We start from the raw sequence: 21,332 nt of genomic DNA on the forward strand, positions 1-21,332 counted from the left end.
GGCTCGTGAGCCTGCTCCTCGGGCAGATCGTCGATGCGCTCGGCGGCTCGCTGCAAGGAGGCTCGCGCGACACCCCGATCTGCCGCATCGCACCGCTGCAAGCCGCTGGCCCGGGCGACCTGAGCGTCCTGAGCCATCCCCGTTACCAACAGCAGTTGGCCGCCTCCCGGGCGGCCTGCGTCATTGTGGCGCCGGCGTTGCGCGCGGCGGCGCTGGCGCGCGGCGCCTGCATCCTGGCCGAGCAACCCTACGCCTACTTCGCGCGCGCCACGCAGCTATGGCGCCAGCACCATGCGCCGGCGCCAGCGCCCGGCGTGCACGCCAGTGCAGTGCTCGATCCGACGGCCCAGGTCCATCCCACGGCCAGCATCGGCCCGCTGTGCATTCTTGAGCGGGGTGCGCAGGTCGGCGCCGGCAGCCGGCTCCAGGCGCGCGTCACCGTGGGCGCGGACTGCCGCATCGGCGCGCGCTGCCTGCTGCACGCCGGTGTGGTGGTCGGCGCTGACGGCTTTGGCTTTGCGCCCGAGGACGGGCAGTGGATCAAAATCGAGCAACTCGGCGCCGTGCGCATTGGCGACGATGTAGAGATCGGCGCCAACACCTGCATAGACCGTGGCACGCTGCAAGACACCGTGATCGAAGACGGCGTCAAGCTCGACAACCTGATACAGATCGGCCACAACGTGCGCATCGGCAAGCACTCGGCGCTGGCCGGCTGTGTCGGCGTGGCCGGCAGTGCGCGCATAGGCGCGCACTGCACGATCGGCGGCGGAGCCATCGTGCTCGGGCATCTGGAACTGGCCGACCATGTGCATATTTCAGCGGCCACGGTCGTCACCCGCTCGCTGACCCGGCCCGGGCAGTACACCGGCCTGTTCCCCATCGACGACAATGCGCGCTGGGAAAAAAACGCGGCGACACTCAAACAACTGCACAGTTTGCGCGAACGCATCAAGGCGCTGGAGCAGGCCCTCAAGGCAGCATGAACGGAAGAACGACCCGATGATGGATATCCACGCAATTGTCAAGCAACTGCCCCACCGCTACCCGTTCTTGCTGGTGGACAAGGTGATCGAGCTCGAGCGCAACACCCGCATCAAGGCGATCAAGAACGTCACCTGCAACGAGCCCTATTTCATGGGGCATTTCCCGGGCCGTCCGGTGATGCCCGGCGTGTTGATCCTGGAAGCGCTGGCCCAAGCCGCCGGCTTGCTGGCATTCGATGCCATGGGCAAGGTGCCCGACGAAAACAACCTCTACTACCTCGTCGGCATCGACGGCGCGCGTTTCAAACGCCCGGTCGAGCCGGGCGACCAGCTGATCCTGGCGATCACGATAGACCGCGTGCGCGGCGGCATCTGGAAGTTCAAAGGACTGGCCAGCGTGGGCGACGAAGTGGCCTGCGAGGCCGAACTGATGTGCACCATGCGCAGCGTCGGCGAGCCCGACAGAAGCTGAAAAGACCGCCCCGCCGTGAGCAACATCCACCCCACTGCCCTGGTCGCGGATGGCGCCAGCCTGCACCCGACGGTCACCGTCGGGCCATATGCCGTGATCGGCCCGCAGGCAGTGATCGGCCCCGGCTGCAGCGTAGGCGCGCATTGCGTGATCGAAGGGCGCACCACACTGGGCGCAGACAACCGCATCTTCCCGTTCGCTTGCCTGGGCGCCGCCCCGCAGGACAAAAAGTACGCGGGCGAGCCTACACAGTTGGTCATCGGCCAGCGCAACACCATCCGCGAGTTCTGCACCTTCAACCGTGGCACCGTCCAGGACCGGGGGCTGACCAGCATAGGCGACGACAACTGGATCATGGCCTATGTGCATATCGCGCACGACTGCGTGGTCGGCAACCAGACCATCCTGGCAAACAACGCCACGCTGGCCGGGCATGTGCAGGTGGCAGACCTGGCCATCATCGGCGGCCTGACCGGCGTGCACCAATTCGTCAAGATCGGCGCGCATGCGATGGCCGGTTTTGCCAGCCGTATCGCGCAGGACGTGCCGCCGTTCATGATGGTCGATGGCAACCCGCTGGCAGTGCGCGGCCTGAACCTGGAAGGGCTGCGCCGGCGCGGCTTTCCGGCCGCGCGCATGGCCGGCATCAAGCAAATGTACCGCCTGCTGTACCGCCAGGGCCTGACCCTGGAGGCCGCGTGCCAGGCCATGGCCGAACTGCCAGCCGCGCACCCGCAAGCCGCCGCCGATGTGGCGCTGATGCGGGCCTTTCTCGCCGCCTGCACGCGCGGCATCGTGCGCTGAAGTGGCGCCATGGACCCGGCAATGCAAGCCCCCCTGCGCATCGCCATGGTGGCCGGTGAAGCATCGGGCGACATGCTCGCCGCCCTGCTGATCGGCGGCCTGCAAGCCGATTGGCCGGGCATCGAGCTTTGCGGCATAGGAGGCCCCGAAATGGCGCGCCGCGGGTTCACGCCCTGGTGGCCCAGCGAGCGGCTGGCCGTGCATGGCTACAGCATGCAAATGCTGCGCCGGCTGCGCGAACTGCTCGGCATCCGCCGGCAACTGCGCCGGCGCCTGCTCGCGCACCGCCCTGCGCTGTTCATCGGCATCGACGCCCCCGATTTCAACCTCGGCCTGGAAGCCGATTTGCGTGCCGCCGGCGTCAAGACAGTGCATTTCGTGTGCCCGTCGATCTGGGCCTGGCGCGCCCACCGGGTCGGCCAGATCCGTCGCAGCGCCGACCATGTGCTGTGCATCTTCCCGTTCGAGCCAGCGCTACTGGCGCAGCATGGCATTGCCGCCACCTATGTCGGCCATCCGCTGGCGGCGCTGATTGCGCTGCAGCCTGACCGCGCAGCAGCCCGCGCACAGCTCGGTCTGCGCGCGGACGACGAGGTGCTGGCCATTTTGCCGGGCAGCCGGGCCTCGGAAATCGAGTACCTCGCCCGCCCCTTTTTCCAGGCCGCAGCGCTGCTGCGACAAACCCGGCCCGCGCTCAAATTGCTGGTGCCCGCCGTGCTACCCCTGCGCGAGCGCATCGTGCAGGCGGCCCAGGCCGCAGGTATGGGCGAGCAGGTACAAATCATTGCCGGGCAGTCGCACACCGTGCTCGCGGCCTGCGATGCCACGCTGATCGCCAGCGGCACCGCCACACTCGAAGCCGCGCTGTTCAAACGCCCGATGGTGATCGCTTACCGCATGCACCCGTTGAACTGGTCGCTGATGCGCCGCCAGCAATTGCAGCCCTGGGTGGGCCTGCCCAACATCCTGTGCCGTGAATTCGTGGTGCCCGAACTGCTGCAAGATGCCGCCACGCCGCAGGCACTGTGCGCTGCCACGCAGCACTGGCTGGACGCGCGGCGCCAGCATCCGCCAACCATCACCGCCCTGGAACGACGCTTTACCGCGCTGCACCACAGCCTGCAGCGCAACACCCCGCAATTGGCCGCCGATGCGCTCCGGACAATCCTCGCGCACTGAACCGGCCAGCCTGCCCTGGCATCCATCGGGCCTGGTCGCCGGCGTCGATGAGGCCGGCCGAGGCCCGCTGGCCGGGCCGGTCATGGCCGCCGCCGTCATGCTGGACGAGCGGCAACCGATCATGGGCCTGGCCGACTCGAAAAAACTCACGCCGGCCAGGCGCGCATCGCTGTTTGACGAAATCCGGGCCAAGGCGCTGTGCTACAGCATTGCCCAGGCCAGCGTGCAAGAGATCGACGCGCTCAACATCCTGCAAGCCACGCTGCTGGCGATGCGCCGCGCCGTGCAGGGCCTGCGGCTCAGGCCGGCGCTGGTGCTGGTCGATGGCAACCGCCTGCCCCGGCTCGACATACCGGCGCAAGCCATCGTCAAAGGCGACGCGCTGCAGCCCGCCATCTCGGCGGCCTCGATCCTTGCCAAGGTGCAGCGCGACCACTGGTGCGTGCAGGTGCACGCGGAGTTTCCGCAATACGGCTTTGCCGGGCACAAAGGCTATGGCACGGCCATGCACCTGGCGGCACTGCGCGCGCATGGCGCCTGCATCCACCACCGGCGCTCGTTCGCCCCGGTAGCCCGAAGCCTGCCCGGGGCTTGCCGATGAGCGCCGCCCCCGTGAGCACCATCCACGCGCGCGACAACGCCTTCGTCAAGGAACTGCGCCGGCTGGCCCAAGACAGCACCGCCTACCGCAGACAGGGCCGGCTGTGGCTGGAAGGCGAGCACCTGTGCCGCGCGGCACTGGCGCGCCAACTGCGCCCATCGATCGCCGTATTTGCCGAGTCTTTCTGGCCGCAGGCACAGGCCGAATATGCGCAGGACGCAAGCAAGATAATGGTTCTTGCCGAGCCACTGTTTGCCGGCATCAGCGCCCTGGAATCGCCTGCGCGCATGGGCTTCATTCTGGACCTGCCCGCGCCCGCCAGCCTGCAACCGGGCGCCGCCACCGTGGTACTGGACCGGGTGCAGGATGCCGGCAACATGGGCTCGATCCTGCGCAGTGCAGCAGCCTTCGGATTCCGGCAGGTGCTGGCACTCAAAGGCAGCGCCGCACTCTGGTCGCCGAAAGTGCTGCGCGCCGGGATGGGCGCACATTTCGCGCTGAATCTGATCGAGGCCGCCGGGCCGGCAGAACTGCAGGCGCTGCAACTGCCCATGCTCGTGACCAGTCCACATGCCGGCGAATACCTGCACCGCGCCACATTGCCCTGGCCCTGCGCCTGGATCATGGGCCATGAAGGACAAGGCGTAACCCCCGCGCTGACCGCCAAGGCCGCACTACGCATCCGCATCGCCCAGCCCGGAGGCCAGGAGTCGCTGAACGTCGCAGCAGCAGCGGCCATCTGCCTGCACGCCAGCAGCGCGCTGGCCGCAGGTGCTGGCGAGGGCATGGAGGGGGTTTCTGAGTTGCCTGTTCGGCGGTGAGCGAGTTGAAATGCGGCAAGGTATCTTTTGAAAATTTCTGAACTGCCTATTCGGCAGTGAACTTAGCGCTGTGCCTACTTCATCATCGGTACGCGTTTCTGAGCTGCCTATCCGGCAGTGAACGGTTGCATGGCGTCCCCCAATGCGCCACTGACTTTCTGAGCTGCCTATCCGGCAGTGAACGCGACCATCGGCCGCCGATTGGCGCGTGAAAATTTCTGAGCTGCCTATCCGGCAGTGAACATCCACTGCGCGCGCGCAACGCTGCACCACTCTTTCTGAGCTGCCTATCCGGCAGTGAACGCCGCCGGCCTTGCTCATCTTGCCGTCTACGCTTTCTGAGCTGCCTATCCGGCAGTGAACTTGGACGGCGCGTATTACGCCCGGTACATCCTTTTCTGAGCTACCTATCCGGCAGTGAACGCTTCGGCGGCCTGCAACCGCGCAGCCTCCTCTTTCTGAGCTGCCTATCCGGCAGTGAACCACGATCGGGCCGAAGTATTCCGGCGCCGTCATTTCTGAGCTGCCTATCCGGCAGTGAACAAAGGCAAGCGCACGCTGGAGAGCCTGGAATCTTTCTGAGCTGCCTATCCGGCAGTGAACTACACGCCCGGGCGCTTCGCATCGGGCAACTACTTTCTGAGCTGCCTATCCGGCAGTGAACGCATTTTGCACGCAGCGCAAAGGAACCACCGTTTTCTGAGCTGCCTATCCGGCAGTGAACATACGAATCAGGGCCGGCAGCGTGCACTTGCTTTTTCTGAGCTGCCTATCCGGCAGTGAACGACGGCGCCGTGCCGATGTTGATTCTTTTGAATTTCTGAGCTGCCTATCCGGCAGTGAACGCTTCGGTGATTGCGTGAATGACGTTCATGATTTTCTGAGCTGCCTATCCGGCAGTGAACCCGACGGCTTGATGCTTCACGCCACGCCATACTTTCTGAGCTGCCTATCCGGCAGTGAACGCCTGCACACATCAGGGCACGTAGATCGTCCGTTTCTGAGCTGCCTATCCGGCAGTGAACCAAAGGAAAGCATCGTGTCTCCAAACTTCATCTTTCTGAGCTGCCTATCCGGCAGTGAACCCGGGTCATCCCGCACCCGTAAGCACCAGACTTTTCTGAGCTGCCTATCCGGCAGTGAACGCGTGGATTACGTTCATAACGGTTCCTAGGTTTTTCTGAGCTGCCTATCCGGCAGTGAACGCCGGACGTGTTACTGGCCCTAGGTGGTAATTTTTCTGAGCTGCCTATCCGGCAGTGAACCTTGAATGTACGCCATGTTTCCCCATACACCCGTTTCTGAGCTGCCTATCCGGCAGTGAACACAGGGAAATCCGGTCGCCGCTGACTTTGAACTTTCTGAGCTGCCTATCCGGCAGTGAACGTCGATATCGATACCCCGAAGTATCGCTTGGTTTTCTGAGCTGCCTATCCGGCAGTGAACTAGCCGCCATCCCGGCATCGTCCGGGCCGTGTTTTCTGAGCTGCCTATCCGGCAGTGAACTATTGTGCGCGCCCTGCTGCTGCGTTCCCGATTTTCTGAGCTGCCTATCCGGCAGTGAACTGGAGATTGTGGAGATAACATATCCCCCAATTTTTCTGAGCTGCCTATCCGGCAGTGAACATCGTGCGTGATCAAGTAGCGTGCGTCTTTTCTTTCTGAGCTGCCTATCCGGCAGTGAACTTGCGGGTGCGGGACGATCCGGAAAGCAAATTTTTCTGAGCTGCCTATCCGGCAGTGAACTCTGACGCGGCGCCGGGCACTTTGTTGGCGTTTTCTGAGCTGCCTATCCGGCAGTGAACGGTCGCCATTGCGGTCGCAGATATCCGGGGCATTTCTGAGCTGCCTATCCGGCAGTGAACTAATCGTCAAACATCGGGTTCATCAGGTGATTTTTCTGAGCTGCCTATCCGGCAGTGAACGAGATAACATATCCGCCCATTGGTGCTGTAATTTTCTGAGCTGCCTATCCGGCAGTGAACAGCCTCTCCAACCACAATTCCTGTTCTTGCTTTTTCTGAGCTGCCTATCCGGCAGTGAACGCGAAGGAAAGCACCGTGGCTCCCAACTTCATTTTTCTGAGCTGCCTATCCGGCAGTGAACCCCACACAGTGCGCACACGGCACGATTCATCCTTTCTGAGCTGCCTATCCGGCAGTGAACGATGCCGGGATTCTGGAACGCTTTGGGGATTGTTTCTGAGCTGCCTATCCGGCAGTGAACGGCCTGAACTACGTGCTGCACTACGAAGCCATTTTCTGAGCTGCCTATCCGGCAGTGAACAGTCCCGTTTTTTCTCGATCGACCAGCCGATTTTTCTGAGCTGCCTATCCGGCAGTGAACCGAACGGCGGCGCTTGAGCAAGCCAGGCGACGTTTCTGAGCTGCCTATCCGGCAGTGAACACGGGCAGGCCAGATCTGGACAACATCATCAATTTCTGAGCTGCCTATCCGGCAGTGAACGGCTGTTCTGATTCCTGTTCCTGTTCCTGTTTTTTCTGAGCTGCCTATCCGGCAGTGAACGCTTCTTTCCCGACGTGCGCAACGACGGTATCTTTCTGAGCTGCCTATCCGGCAGTGAACCCATGAGGGGGATATCATCATCAATCTTTCCTTTTCTGAGCTGCCTATCCGGCAGTGAACCTGCCCGGGGGGATACTAGAGAATTTTTGATTTAAGTAGAAACATATCCAGAAGATGAAAAGTAGTTGGACAATTCCTGTGGTGTAAAACAATCAAGCAGGTGCCCGATGGTATTCCAAAGTCCATCGACAGTACGCTGTTCAGCTTGCCTGAGCAGGGCTTTCAGTTTGGAAAAGAATTTTTCGATAGGGTTCAAATCTGGTGAGTAAGGCGGAAGATAACGCAATGTTGCACCAACCCCCTCAATGGCCTCACGCACACCAGAGACTTTATGGCTGGACAAATTATCAGCGATCACGATATCACCAGGGTGCAGCGTAGGACACAGAAATTGCTGTATATAGGCCAGGAATGCTTCGCCATCCATAGGGCCATCCAAGACCATTGGGGCGGTCACGGCGTTTACCCGCAAGCCGGCAATGAAGGTGGTGATTTTCCGGTGACCATGTGGAACACTGGCTATGCAACGCTGTCCCTTCGGCGAACGGCCTCGTGTGCGGGTCATGTTGGTGGATGTGCCCGTCTCATCAAGGAACACAAGCTTTGTTGCGTCAAGTGCTGGCTGGCTTTCCTTCCATGCAACCCGATCCGCTTGCACATCCTTACGCTCTTGCTCGCTGGCGTGCAGAGTTTTTTTTAAAGCTCAAACCCCATTTATTCAGTTGGTGCCATAGGGCTGGGGCTTTGATCGTTATCCCATGCTCGGCCAGCCGTTCGCACATCTCGCGCAGTGTCAAATCCGCTCTGTCTTTAATCCATTCCCGCAACATAGGCTCCACTGGAGCAAGGCAAGATTTCCGATGTCCGCCAATCTGGAAACTATGTCGAATACCTTCTTCAAGACGCGTCTTGACTTGGTACACCCATACTCGACTGACTTCAAAACGCTTGGCAATATCGGTAGGACGATCTCCTTGTTCTATCGCCTTCAGCACCCTATCTCGCAAATCCTGCGAATACGCTTGCATTGCATACTCCTTCAGAAAAAAGACGCCGCATCATATCATGAATTGTTTGGTTTTAAGTCAAATATGCTCTAAAGCCCGCTGTGCATTTCTGAGCTGCCTATCCGGCAGTGAACGACTGAATGCCGCGCCCTGATCCGTCAGATATTTTCTGAGCTGCCTATCCGGCAGTGAACGTGAATGTGAAGGGGCGCCCAGTGCGCGGGCTTTTCTGAGCTGCCTATCCGGCAGTGAACGCAAAATCGCTGTTGGCGACCATCTTTCCGAATTTCTGAGCTGCCTATCCGGCAGTGAACCTATTCCTGAGCAGATTCAGGTATCATTACCATTTTCTGAGCTGCCTATCCGGCAGTGAACTGTTGAGCGATAATCTATCGAAAGACGGGACATTTCTGAGCTGCCTATCCGGCAGTGAACACCGGATACAGTTCGACGCCGGTGATTTGCTCTTTCTGAGCTGCCTATCCGGCAGTGAACGCCGAGTGTATGGGTTGTTGGCGAACCAGCATTTTCTGAGCTGCCTATCCGGCAGTGAACAGATTCGACGAACAAGCGAAAGACAGTGCCGCTTTCTGAGCTGCCTATCCGGCAGTGAACGCGCACGTGCTTGCTGATAATCTGCGCGTACTCTTTCTGAGCTGCCTATCCGGCAGTGAACACATGGCAGGATACAAAGTTTTACACTTTTGGTTTCTGAGCTGCCTATCCGGCAGTGAACACTGGCCGCTGGGCGAGCCGCAATCTTGGCTTTTTCTGAGCTGCCTATCCGGCAGTGAACTTCCTCGGTTGGGCTGATCAAGGGATTGGGGTTTTCTGAGCTGCCTATCCGGCAGTGAACGCAGTACGTGTCTCGCGCCTACCTGCCCTGCCTTTCTGAGCTGCCTATCCGGCAGTGAACGCGCACGTTCTTGCAGATAATCTGTGGGTTTTTTTCTGAGCTGCCTATCCGGCAGTGAACGATTCGTACTTGAATAACGTCCTTTTCGTCAATTTCTGAGCTGCCTATCCGGCAGTGAACATGAACGCCACGCTGCGCGCCATCATGGCCGAATTTCTGAGCTGCCTATCCGGCAGTGAACAAATCACCGGCGTCGAACTGTATCCGGTGACGTTTCTGAGCTGCCTATCCGGCAGTGAACACCGATGCCGCACGTTGCGAAGCAGCGATGATTTTCTGAGCTGCCTATCCGGCAGTGAACTCATCAATATGCGCAGCGACAGCGGCCCTGCATTTCTGAGCTGCCTATCCGGCAGTGAACTTGATTGACGTGTTGATCAATCGACAAACAAATTTCTGAGCTGCCTATCCGGCAGTGAACGCATGGTCATGAATGAAGAACAGATCGCACGCTTTCTGAGCTGCCTATCCGGCAGTGAACCGCGCAAGATCGTCGCGCAGCGCCACCTGGTGTTTCTGAGCTGCCTATCCGGCAGTGAACGAGCCGGTCGAGTTTCCAGATTACGAGCGTGTTTTCTGAGCTGCCTATCCGGCAGTGAACGTAGATAACATTCATGTCAATCTCCCAAAAATTTTCTGAGCTGCCTATCCGGCAGTGAACAGGGTTGTTGCTGAACTGGGATGATCTTGCTCTTTCTGAGCTGCCTATCCGGCAGTGAACTAGAAGCGCTGCACGGCATCCACGGCCGCGATTTTCTGAGCTGCCTATCCGGCAGTGAACAACCAGGACACACCAAAGCCCATGACGAACCCTTTCTGAGCTGCCTATCCGGCAGTGAACAATGCTGGCGAGCGGCGCGACACTGAAAGCAACTTTCTGAGCTGCCTATCCGGCAGTGAACACGCCAGCGGATGGGCGTGGATGCGTGCGCGTTTTCTGAGCTGCCTATCCGGCAGTGAACCATGAGCATGTACGACAGCGACCCCCGCGTTTCTTTCTGAGCTGCCTATCCGGCAGTGAACAATAAGCAACGCTGTCCACTCTTGCGGGAGGGTTTCTGAGCTGCCTATCCGGCAGTGAACCCAGAATGCGGGCCTCAACCCGCATTCGGTTCTTTCTGAGCTGCCTATCCGGCAGTGAACTTATTTCGCGAATTGTCGGAAGTTTCTTTTTCTTTCTGAGCTGCCTATCCGGCAGTGAACAGTAGAAACCCTATAGACATGACGTTTTTGGTTTTCTGAGCTGCCTATCCGGCAGTGAACGCACACGCACGTGCACGCACGTGAGCGCGCCGTTTCTGAGCTGCCTATCCGGCAGTGAACGCATGGTCATGAATGAAGAACAGATCGTACGCTTTCTGAGCTGCCTATCCGGCAGTGAACGGCACGAAGATGGACCGTCCTGGTCTGAATATTTTCTGAGCTGCCTATCCGGCAGTGAACCCAAAACCCGATCACTTTGCATTTCACCCAGTTTTCTGAGCTGCCTATCCGGCAGTGAACACGTGTTGATCAATCGAAACCAACTTTTTTTATTTCTGAGCTGCCTATCCGGCAGTGAACCAGAATGCGGGCCTCAACCCGCATTCGGTTCTTTCTGAGCTGCCTATCCGGCAGTGAACGATCTTTTTTTCTCTTTCCAGCGAATCCGCTATTTCTGAGCTGCCTATCCGGCAGTGAACACTTGGCATCACGGCCCTATCGCCGCCAGGAGTTTCTGAGCTGCCTATCCGGCAGTGAACTTGCCGAATCTAAGTAGAAACCCTGATGACATTTTCTGAGCTGCCTATCCGGCAGTGAACGTGCTGAGCAGCAGCGGTTCATCGTCCGCTTCTTTCTGAGCTGCCTATCCGGCAGTGAACTTGTTTCAGGAGAGCGTTTCGCGTCTGGTATTTTTCTGAGCTGCCTATCCGGCAGTGAACGCAACCAATTTTTGCCGCCAAAATGTCAATATTTTCTGAGCTGCCTATCCGGCAGTGAACCGAAATCCGAATTCGCGTGCAAGGCCCCGGACTTTCTGAGCTGCCTATCCGGCAGTGAACAATGATGCACTTTGGTGCCTTGATTCTTTCGATTTCTGAGCTGCCTATCCGGCAGTGAACATTATCGCTTCAATGGCGACTAAATTGGGCATTTTTCTGAGCTGCCTATCCGGCAGTGAACCGCGCAAGATCGTCGCGCAGCGCCACCTGGTGTTTCTGAGCTGCCTATCCGGCAGTGAACAATCGACGGAGAAAAGATCAAGATTCCAGGATTTTCTGAGCTGCCTATCCGGCAGTGAACGCGGATATGCATTGATCAGCGGCGGAGACTATTTTCTGAGCTGCCTATCCGGCAGTGAACAGGAAGGCCGTAGCGCGGCTTTCGACCATTCATTTCTGAGCTGCCTATCCGGCAGTGAACTTCTGCATTCACGCGACTGACGAGACCGACCCTTTCTGAGCTGCCTATCCGGCAGTGAACGGCCCACGGTTTGACAGATCGACAGCGGCAGTTTTCTGAGCTGCCTATCCGGCAGTGAACGGCACGAAGCTGGACCGTCCTGGGCTGAATATTTTCTGAGCTGCCTATCCGGCAGTGAACCTGGACGATATTGTTCGAATAACCAAAGGATTTTTCTGAGCTGCCTATCCGGCAGTGAACACCTCAAATAAGCAACGCCGTCCACTCTTGCGTTTCTGAGCTGCCTATCCGGCAGTGAACTCACATACCTGCGCCGTGGATGTCTTCGATTCTTTCTGAGCTGCCTATCCGGCAGTGAACATCAATGACTTAGCAGACCCCGTCAGCTGGTCTTTCTGAGCTGCCTATCCGGCAGTGAACAATCGACGGAGAAAAGATCAAGATTCCCGGATTTTCTGAGCTGCCTATCCGGCAGTGAACCCAGAATGCGGGCCTCAACCCGCATTCGGTTCTTTCTGAGCTGCCTATCCGGCAGTGAACTGGGATGATCTTGCTCGACAAGAAATTCACTCTTTCTGAGCTGCCTATCCGGCAGTGAACTGCGGTACACCGGAGGCGGGGGCTTTCAAATTTTTCTGAGCTGCCTATCCGGCAGTGAACATTTTCTCCAAAAGTTTCATTATCAAGTAGCCTTTCTGAGCTGCCTATCCGGCAGTGAACAATGGTCGAAAGCCGCGCTACGGCCTTCCTACTTTCTGAGCTGCCTATCCGGCAGTGAACGCCGGAGGTAATAGTTTGCGGCGATTCGGAATTTTCTGAGCTGCCTATCCGGCAGTGAACTACGTCGACCCGAAGACCGGCGCCACCTGGACTTTCTGAGCTGCCTATCCGGCAGTGAACGCATGGTCATGAATGAAGAACAGATCGCACGCTTTCTGAGCTGCCTATCCGGCAGTGAACGGTAAACCCGTATAATCCGTCCCTCATATGATTTTCTGAGCTGCCTATCCGGCAGTGAACTGGATACTGGCGTGTACAAAACGTGACTGAGCTTTCTGAGCTGCCTATCCGGCAGTGAACCGCGCCGAGCGCGACGACGGCTACAAGCAGATTTTCTGAGCTGCCTATCCGGCAGTGAACAACAACGACCAGGGCTACGACCGGCTCGACCTTTTCTGAGCTGCCTATCCGGCAGTGAACCGGTGATGCAGGACGGGCTTGCGTTGATCGAGTTTCTGAGCTGCCTATCCGGCAGTGAACGGGCTGCGCGCAAGATCGTCGCGCAGCGGGCTTTTCTGAGCTGCCTATCCGGCAGTGAACGTATATCACTCATATATCAGCCGTATTCATTCTTTCTGAGCTGCCTATCCGGCAGTGAACTCTCACTGAGAATATCGACACCAGCACCTGCATTTTCTGAGCTGCCTATCCGGCAGTGAACTTCAGTGTCGCGCCGCTCGCCAGCATTTCCCTTTTCTGAGCTGCCTATCCGGCAGTGAACGCGTGGTGCCGGCGGCAATGGTGATGCACGCCTTTCTGAGCTGCCTATCCGGCAGTGAACACGGCGGCGCCGGCAGCACCAACTTTGGCGCCACTTTCTGAGCTGCCTATCCGGCAGTGAACTCAGATTCCCGCTCACGCAGCGCCTGCGCGCATTTCTGAGCTGCCTATCCGGCAGTGAACTTTGCGGTGACCGGCGAATCGTGCTGCATCTCTTTCTGAGCTGCCTATCCGGCAGTGAACACTTTCTGATGCAGTGAAACTGGGGCCGTCGGTTTCTGAGCTGCCTATCCGGCAGTGAACGATAGTAGTCTGATGGCCTTGCCTGGCTTTCTTTTCTGAGCTGCCTATCCGGCAGTGAACTCAAGCGCCAGCGCAGCGCTCTCGATGAGCGCTTTCTGAGCTGCCTATCCGGCAGTGAACCGCAGATTATCTGCAAGCACATGCGCGGCAGCTTTCTGAGCTGCCTATCCGGCAGTGAACAAGCGAACAGCGGAAGCGATCTGATTATGTTGCTTTCTGAGCTGCCTATCCGGCAGTGAACATCAGGGCGAAGGTAGGGGATAGTAGTCTGATTTTCTGAGCTGCCTATCCGGCAGTGAACACGAAGCCGGAGATTGATTATGTTTCGGTTCTTTTCTGAGCTGCCTATCCGGCAGTGAACGCAGCGTCAGGGGCGTGATCGTGCCACGGCATTTTCTGAGCTGCCTATCCGGCAGTGAACGTCCGTTGATAAAAACGATGCTGATCAAGCGCTTTCTGAGCTGCCTATCCGGCAGTGAACGTCAATACCACACAATAGAATCTGCTGCCAACTTTCTGAGCTGCCTATCCGGCAGTGAACGGCCGTCGAAGGCGACATCCGGCCTACGGGCATTTCTGAGCTGCCTATCCGGCAGTGAACCCGCCACCAGGCGCTCGTAGGCGGCGGTTTCATTTCTGAGCTGCCTATCCGGCAGTGAACAAGGTCGCGCCCAAGTACGTCGACCCGAAGACCTTTCTGAGCTGCCTATCCGGCAGTGAACAGTTGCTTGGCCTTGCTCCAAGACTTCGGGACTTTCTGAGCTGCCTATCCGGCAGTGAACGGTAAACCCGTATAATCCGTCTCTCATATGATTTTCTGAGCTGCCTATCCGGCAGTGAACGTGTACGTGAAGGGGCGCCCAGTGCGCGGGCTTTTCTGAGCTGCCTATCCGGCAGTGAACTGTGATCGACCTTCAGAATCTGATGCAGGCGTGTTTCTGAGCTGCCTATCCGGCAGTGAACCAGCATCATACCATCGTCGTCATGCGTGATCATTTCTGAGCTGCCTATCCGGCAGTGAACATAATCATGTACAAATTCTGGTATTCAGAAACTTTTCTGAGCTGCCTATCCGGCAGTGAACAGCTGATTATGTTGCGTGAAGATCACGATGACTTTCTGAGCTGCCTATCCGGCAGTGAACTCGATGGGCGTCTATCCCTTCGCGCTCATACTTTTCTGAGCTGCCTATCCGGCAGTGAACGGGTTTTCCCTGCACCGGGTTTTCCCCTAGTATTTCTGAGCTGCCTATCCGGCAGTGAACCTCGGGAAGCGGCAAGGCCGGCGCTCCAGGTATTTCTGAGCTGCCTATCCGGCAGTGAACTAATCGGTGGGCATATTCAAGCATTTTCGCTTTTTCTGAGCTGCCTATCCGGCAGTGAACAGAAGGCCCTAGAAGGCCAGGGAAGGCCATCATTTCTGAGCTGCCTATCCGGCAGTGAACAAATGCGCCTTGCGCCACCCCGTCCGCCGTAGTTTCTGAGCTGCCTATCCGGCAGTGAACAGTCCCGCCACCGGGCTACTCACAATCTCGTTTTTCTGAGCTGCCTATCCGGCAGTGAACTATCGCGCCGCTATTATGAGGGACGCGCACCCGTTTCTGAGCTGCCTATCCGGCAGTGAACGCAAGGGGCATGACATGCCACTAGTAACCATCTTTCTGAGCTGCCTATCCGGCAGTGAACCGCGCCCAGGGCCGCGTCGGCGGGCGGCGCATTTTCTGAGCTGCCTATCCGGCAGTGAACGGCAGGGTCAATCGCACCTACACCGACATCGCTTTCTGAGCTGCCTATCCGGCAGTGAACGGAATTGAAAGAAGGCGACACGCTCGTAATCTTTTCTGAGCTGCCTATCCGGCAGTGAACTTTGAATGTACGCCACGTTTCCACCTCCGCCATTTCTGAGCTGCCTATCCGGCAGTGAACCGATTGACGTGTTGATCAATCGAAAATTTAGGTTTCTGAGCTGCCTATCCGGCAGTGAACGCCTGGCCGCTGCGCGCGCCCAGGGCCGCGTCTTTCTGAGCTGCCTATCCGGCAGTGAACCCGGCGGCTCTTGACACTTCCCGCGCTCATCGTTTCTGAGCTGCCTATCCGGCAGTGAACTAGGAAGGCCGTAGCGCCGCTTTCGACCGTTCTTTCTGAGCTGCCTATCCGGCAGTGAACATTCTTTCGAAGGGGTCGGTGCGGTTCATGATTTTCTGAGCTGCCTATCCGGCAGTGAACTTGCAGATTATCAGCAATAACCGCCGCGCCGGTTTCTGAGCTGCCTATCCGGCAGTGAACGGCTATATTCGCTGCGGCAGAAAGCGGGGGCTTTTCTGAGCTGCCTATCCGGCAGTGAACCAGATAATCGTCCCACATTTTGTCGAGCGCCGTTTCTGAGCTGCCTATCCGGCAGTGAACTAATACGCCCGGCCTGTATGTATCTGCGTCGCTTTCTGAGCTGCCTATCCGGCAGTGAACATTGCGATGACGGTGCAGGTTTTTGCGCTTCTTTTCTGAGCTGCCTATCCGGCAGTGAACCGATTGTTCGCTTGTTTGTCGAAGCGAGTAGTTTTCTGAGCTGCCTATCCGGCAGTGAACACTAAGCGCAGAATGAGCAGTAGCGCAAAAACCTTTCTGAGCTGCCTATCCGGCAGTGAACATCAGCACGCGCAGCAAAGTCGGGAGCGTGCAGTTTCTGAGCTGCCTATCCGGCAGTGAACGGCCTTCTAGGGCCTTCTGGCGCGGCAGGGCATTTCTGAGCTGCCTATCCGGCAGTGAACAATGTCTCCGCGCGCGGAAGGCGGTTGAAAGATTTCTGAGCTGCCTATCCGGCAGTGAACTGTTGGTGATCCCACCTGGTGCCTGCGGGTGCTTTCTGAGCTGCCTATCCGGCAGTGAACGCCGCCATTCCCCGGCATCGCCCGGGCCGTGTTTTCTGAGCTGCCTATCCGGCAGTGAACACAGCCAACTAACCAACCCGAGCCGGCCTCCGTTTCTGAGCTGCCTATCCGGCAGTGAACCATCCCCCGGCCCCGGCCCCGGCCCCGGCCCCGGGTCATTTCTGAGCTGCCTATCCGGCAGTGAACGTGCCGATGTTGATTCTTTTGAAGGGGTCGGTTTTCTGAGCTGCCTATCCGGCAGTGAACCGCATCGGCGGGCGGCGCATGGTCATGAATGATTTCTGAGCTGCCTATCCGGCAGTGAACACCAAGCCGGTTCGCCGAATACCCAAACGCTTTTTCTGAGCTGCCTATCCGGCAGTGAACTAACTGAGAATATCGACACCAGCACCTGCATCTTTCTGAGCTGCCTATCCGGCAGTGAACCTCTCGTTTATACTTTTCCGCCGCTCCGTTGTTTTCTGAGCTGCCTATCCGGCAGTGAACCATACACAGAAACTACAGAAATTGGCGCGTACTTTCTGAGCTGCCTATCCGGCAGTGAACACCAAGCCGGTTCGCCGAATACCCAAACGCTTTTTCTGAGCTGCCTATCCGGCAGTGAACATGTCATGTCATTATGAACTAGCAGCAATTTCTTTCTGAGCTGCCTATCCGGCAGTGAACGGGTCAGGGTCAGGGTCAGCGCAGCGCCGCCTTTTCTGAGCTGCCTATCCGGCAGTGAACAGCTGCCGCGCCTGGTCAGCGGTCTGGACACCTTTCTGAGCTGCCTATCCGGCAGTGAACGCAAAAATTCATTGGTAACCTCGAAAGAATCAATTTCTGAGCTGCCTATCCGGCAGTGAACATGTAGCACTCCCAAAAACGTCATGTCTATAGTTTCTGAGCTGCCTATCCGGCAGTGAACAGCTGCGCGATGAGCTGACCGACGTGCAAGCTTTTCTGAGCTGCCTATCCGGCAGTGAACTGACCGGCAAGCTGCCGCGCCGTGCTGCTGCTTTTCTGAGCTGCCTATCCGGCAGTGAACGGGATGTGTTAGAGCCAAGCGTTTGGGTATGTTTTCTGAGCTGCCTATCCGGCAGTGAACGGCACCTCCCCGTCGTTTGAAGACAGCACCCCTTTCTGAGCTGCCTATCCGGCAGTGAACGCTGCGCGCAAGATCGTCGCGCAGCGCCGCCTGTTTCTGAGCTGCCTATCCGGCAGTGAACGGAATTGAAAGAAGGCGACACGCTTGTAATCTTTTCTGAGCTGCCTATCCGGCAGTGAACTTCTACAGACTACTTTGTACGAATCGAAATCTTTTCTGAGCTGCCTATCCGGCAGTGAACTTTTACTAGGCTTTCCGAAGTGATCATCCTGTTTTCTGAGCTGCCTATCCGGCAGTGAACACGGCCCTATCGCCGCCAGGAGGCCGTAGGAATTTCTGAGCTGCCTATCCGGCAGTGAACGTATATCACTCATATATCAGCCGTATTCATTCTTTCTGAGCTGCCTATCCGGCAGTGAACGCCCGCGCCATCGGCATAATCTTCAGCGACGATTTCTGAGCTGCCTATCCGGCAGTGAACTACGCCATATTCCCCCATACACCGGGCGGATATTTCTGAGCTGCCTATCCGGCAGTGAACGCGGCGACGGCCTCGCGGCATGCGCGGTGCGCTTTCTGAGCTGCCTATCCGGCAGTGAACGCGCTGCTGGGCGCTGAATGGGCGCCGCTGGTTTTCTGAGCTGCCTATCCGGCAGTGAACGGTGCGCAATCGCTGACCAGGTCGCCATGAGCTTTCTGAGCTGCCTATCCGGCAGTGAACCTTTCTAGCGGCCCGTGGCAGGTAGAAGGGCCTTTCTGAGCTGCCTATCCGGCAGTGAACGTGCTACTCATAATCGCGTGGGCTTTGGATATTTTCTGAGCTGCCTATCCGGCAGTGAACCGCCGGTTCTTGCTGTTGCGCTCGTCTTGATCTTTCTGAGCTGCCTATCCGGCAGTGAACAAGTGTCAAAAGACGACGACAGTATGCGTCTTTTTCTGAGCTGCCTATCCGGCAGTGAACCGCTGCGACTCGTCGCTGAAGATTATGCCGCGTTTCTGAGCTGCCTATCCGGCAGTGAACGGCGGGTAAGCACGCAGAATCTGATTCGCGAATTTCTGAGCTGCCTATCCGGCAGTGAACTAGCCCGGGCGTATTCATTGTCCACGCCATAGTTTCTGAGCTGCCTATCCGGCAGTGAACCCCGGGGCTTGCAAGTCCACCGGGACATGTATTTTCTGAGCTGCCTATCCGGCAGTGAACGCCCGCGCCATCGGCATAATCTTCAGCGACAATTTCTGAGCTGCCTATCCGGCAGTGAACAGGTTGCGAAGTTTTACACTTTAGGGGCTTGCTTTCTGAGCTGCCTATCCGGCAGTGAACGAATGCTGGCACGCTTCGCATTTTGACGGGGCTTTCTGAGCTGCCTATCCGGCAGTGAACCGGGCTGCTGCAAAGGCGCTGGCGCGGCAACCTTTCTGAGCTGCCTATCCGGCAGTGAACCGCACGCACGTGCAGATGCAGGTCAAGGTCAATTTCTGAGCTGCCTATCCGGCAGTGAACAATGTGTTTCGCGACAGCGTCGCGATATGCGTTTTCTGAGCTGCCTATCCGGCAGTGAACATCGTCCAGAATGCGGGCCGCAACCCGCATTCTTTCTGAGCTGCCTATCCGGCAGTGAACAATGATGCCCGCGCGGCGCTTGCCGCCAAGGATTTCTGAGCTGCCTATCCGGCAGTGAACGCGGGCTGTGGAAACACATGGCCCGCATCATTTTTCTGAGCTGCCTATCCGGCAGTGAACGCGGTGATTCAGGTCGGGCTTGCGTTGATCGAGTTTCTGAGCTGCCTATCCGGCAGTGAACACCAAGCCGATTCGCCGTATACCCAAACGCTTTTTCTGAGCTGCCTATCCGGCAGTGAACGTCGATCACATGCCGATCAGCCTTTTCCGCCAGTTTCTGAGCTGCCTATCCGGCAGTGAACAAGCCGCAGCGACCCGCAGCGGGTCAGCATCGTTTCTGAGCTGCCTATCCGGCAGTGAACGAAGGAGTAAAATCATGAGCGAATATGTGAGCTTTCTGAGCTGCCTATCCGGCAGTGAACGGGGAAAATGCGGATTTCGATTCGTACAAAGTTTTCTGAGCTGCCTATCCGGCAGTGAACCGCCATTTGCTGCCCAGCAGCGCCAGGGCATCTTTCTGAGCTGCCTATCCGGCAGTGAACAATAAGCAACGCTGTTCGCTCTGTCGGGCGGTTTTCTGAGCTGCCTATCCGGCAGTGAACGCGCGCCCAGGGCCGCATCGGCGGGCGGCGCATTTCTGAGCTGCCTATCCGGCAGTGAACTGGAGGCATTCTTTCTGCCGACCTGCTCGGATTTTCTGAGCTGCCTATCCGGCAGTGAACAGTGACCTGCCGCTTCAATACCAGGTGCAGATTTTCTGAGCTGCCTATCCGGCAGTGAACGGCGACCACCGCCGCGCAGGTGGCTCGGTACCGTTTCTGAGCTGCCTATCCGGCAGTGAACAAATCAGGGCTTATCCCATAATCACCCGCGATTTTCTGAGCTGCCTATCCGGCAGTGAACCTGCTCGCCGCCCGCTAGCTGCGGCCCGACGTTTTCTGAGCTGCCTATCCGGCAGTGAACCGTGCAACCGGTCTTGCGTTTCCCCATCGTGATTTCTGAGCTGCCTATCCGGCAGTGAACTGCAGCAGATGCCACATCGCACATCATGAGAATTTCTGAGCTGCCTATCCGGCAGTGAACTTTTACGTTGAAATCGGCCAAACCGCCATGTTTTTCTGAGCTGCCTATCCGGCAGTGAACGCGCTGCGCGAAAGTCACAGAGATATGCAGCTTTTCTGAGCTGCCTATCCGGCAGTGAACGCCAGCAAGTACTACGGCGTGCCCCGCGTTGTTTTCTGAGCTGCCTATCCGGCAGTGAACAGGCCGGCAATTGTCCGATCACGCATCTGACCTTTCTGAGCTGCCTATCCGGCAGTGAACCCGGCTGCGATTTCTACTTCGTCGCGTATCAGTTTTCTGAGCTGCCTATCCGGCAGTGAACGATATATTGGTCAATTCTGTACCGCGCAGGCTTTTCTGAGCTGCCTATCCGGCAGTGAACTTCCGTCAAAAGTCCGCACGTCATCCCAAATTTTTCTGAGCTGCCTATCCGGCAGTGAACGCCGAACCCCAGGGCCAAGCCCATCGCCATCGCTTTCTGAGCTGCCTATCCGGCAGTGAACACGATCTGGATTGCCCAGTTCGTGGGCAAAGATTTCTGAGCTGCCTATCCGGCAGTGAACCACTGGCGCGCAGTCTGATGCATTCACGATCTTTTCTGAGCTGCCTATCCGGCAGTGAACCCAGAATGCGGGCCTCAACCCGCATTCGGTTCTTTCTGAGCTGCCTATCCGGCAGTGAACGCTGCACGCACCGAGGCCGCGCGCTGCGCCGATTTCTGAGCTGCCTATCCGGCAGTGAACAGTTTTCAAATGGAAATACGGAGACGACGAATTTTCTGAGCTGCCTATCCGGCAGTGAACTGGCCGGTTTTTGCGGGCCTCGTTCAGCACCAGTTTCTGAGCTGCCTATCCGGCAGTGAACAGACAGCCCCATTCCGCATCGAACCCGAGTTCTTTCTGAGCTGCCTATCCGGCAGTGAACAATATCAAAGTGATCTTTTCGGCCATGAAGATTTTCTGAGCTGCCTATCCGGCAGTGAACAGTTGGAACCCCCGGCGCGCCACCGACGCGGTTTTCTGAGCTGCCTATCCGGCAGTGAACCTTGATTGCAATATTCGACAAGCTGAATACTTTTTCTGAGCTGCCTATCCGGC

General features: G+C 57.8%; 6 protein-coding genes, 1 pseudogene and 2 CRISPR repeat arrays (1 of these 9 only partly in view). Of the genes and pseudogenes, 6 read left to right on the top strand and 1 reads right to left on the bottom strand.

Going from position 1 to position 21,332, the window contains the following annotated elements; translation table 11 throughout:
* Positions 1-5 precede the first annotated feature (5 nt).
* From lpxD to VEIS_RS25745, 6 genes and pseudogenes are all read left to right on the top strand, one after another.
* Positions 6-986 (top strand): UDP-3-O-(3-hydroxymyristoyl)glucosamine N-acyltransferase, encoded by a 981-nt coding sequence (gene lpxD / locus VEIS_RS07050; protein WP_011809216.1) that lies wholly within the window; start codon positions 6-8, stop codon positions 984-986.
* 16 nt (positions 987-1,002) lie between these two features.
* The gene (gene fabZ, locus VEIS_RS07055; protein ID WP_011809217.1) at positions 1,003-1,458 is read left to right on the top strand and encodes a 3-hydroxyacyl-ACP dehydratase FabZ; all 456 of its coding nucleotides are present in this window, start codon (positions 1,003-1,005) and stop codon (positions 1,456-1,458) included.
* Positions 1,459-1,473: 15 nt separating this feature from the next.
* Positions 1,474-2,262 carry an acyl-ACP--UDP-N-acetylglucosamine O-acyltransferase gene (gene lpxA, locus VEIS_RS07060; protein ID WP_011809218.1) on the top strand — a complete coding sequence of 263 codons (789 nt, stop codon included), beginning with the start codon at positions 1,474-1,476 and terminating at the stop codon, positions 2,260-2,262.
* Positions 2,263-2,283: 21 nt separating this feature from the next.
* Complete coding sequence (lpxB, locus tag VEIS_RS07065) at positions 2,284-3,441, top strand: lipid-A-disaccharide synthase (RefSeq protein ID WP_041949870.1); 1,158 nt, start codon at positions 2,284-2,286, stop codon at positions 3,439-3,441.
* Positions 3,413-4,042, top strand: a complete 630-nt coding sequence (rnhB, locus tag VEIS_RS07070; protein ID WP_011809220.1) for a ribonuclease HII — start codon at positions 3,413-3,415, stop codon at positions 4,040-4,042. The genes lpxB and rnhB overlap by 29 nt, the downstream gene beginning before the upstream one ends.
* Positions 4,039-4,803, top strand: a pseudogene (locus VEIS_RS25745) (TrmH family RNA methyltransferase); the annotation flags it as partial. The gene rnhB and the pseudogene VEIS_RS25745, both read left to right, overlap by 4 nt.
* A gap of 34 nt (positions 4,804-4,837) precedes the next feature.
* A CRISPR array of direct repeats spans positions 4,838-7,510; the repeat unit is 28 nt; unit sequence TTTCTGAGCTGCCTATCCGGCAGTGAAC.
* Positions 7,511-7,540: 30 nt separating this feature from the next.
* On the opposite strand, the gene VEIS_RS31520 reads toward VEIS_RS25745, so the two are convergent.
* A protein-coding gene (locus VEIS_RS31520) for an IS630 family transposase (protein ID WP_407831813.1) occupies positions 7,541-8,477 on the bottom strand; the annotation gives its coding sequence in 2 pieces (ribosomal slippage) (positions 7,541-8,149 and positions 8,151-8,477; 936 coding nt in all).
* Positions 8,478-8,562: 85 nt separating this feature from the next.
* A CRISPR array of direct repeats spans positions 8,563-21,332; the repeat unit is 28 nt; unit sequence TTTCTGAGCTGCCTATCCGGCAGTGAAC (it continues 2,179 nt past the right edge of the window).

The organism is Verminephrobacter eiseniae EF01-2 (assembly GCF_000015565.1).
GTDB lineage: Bacteria > Pseudomonadota > Gammaproteobacteria > Burkholderiales > Burkholderiaceae_C > Acidovorax > Acidovorax eiseniae.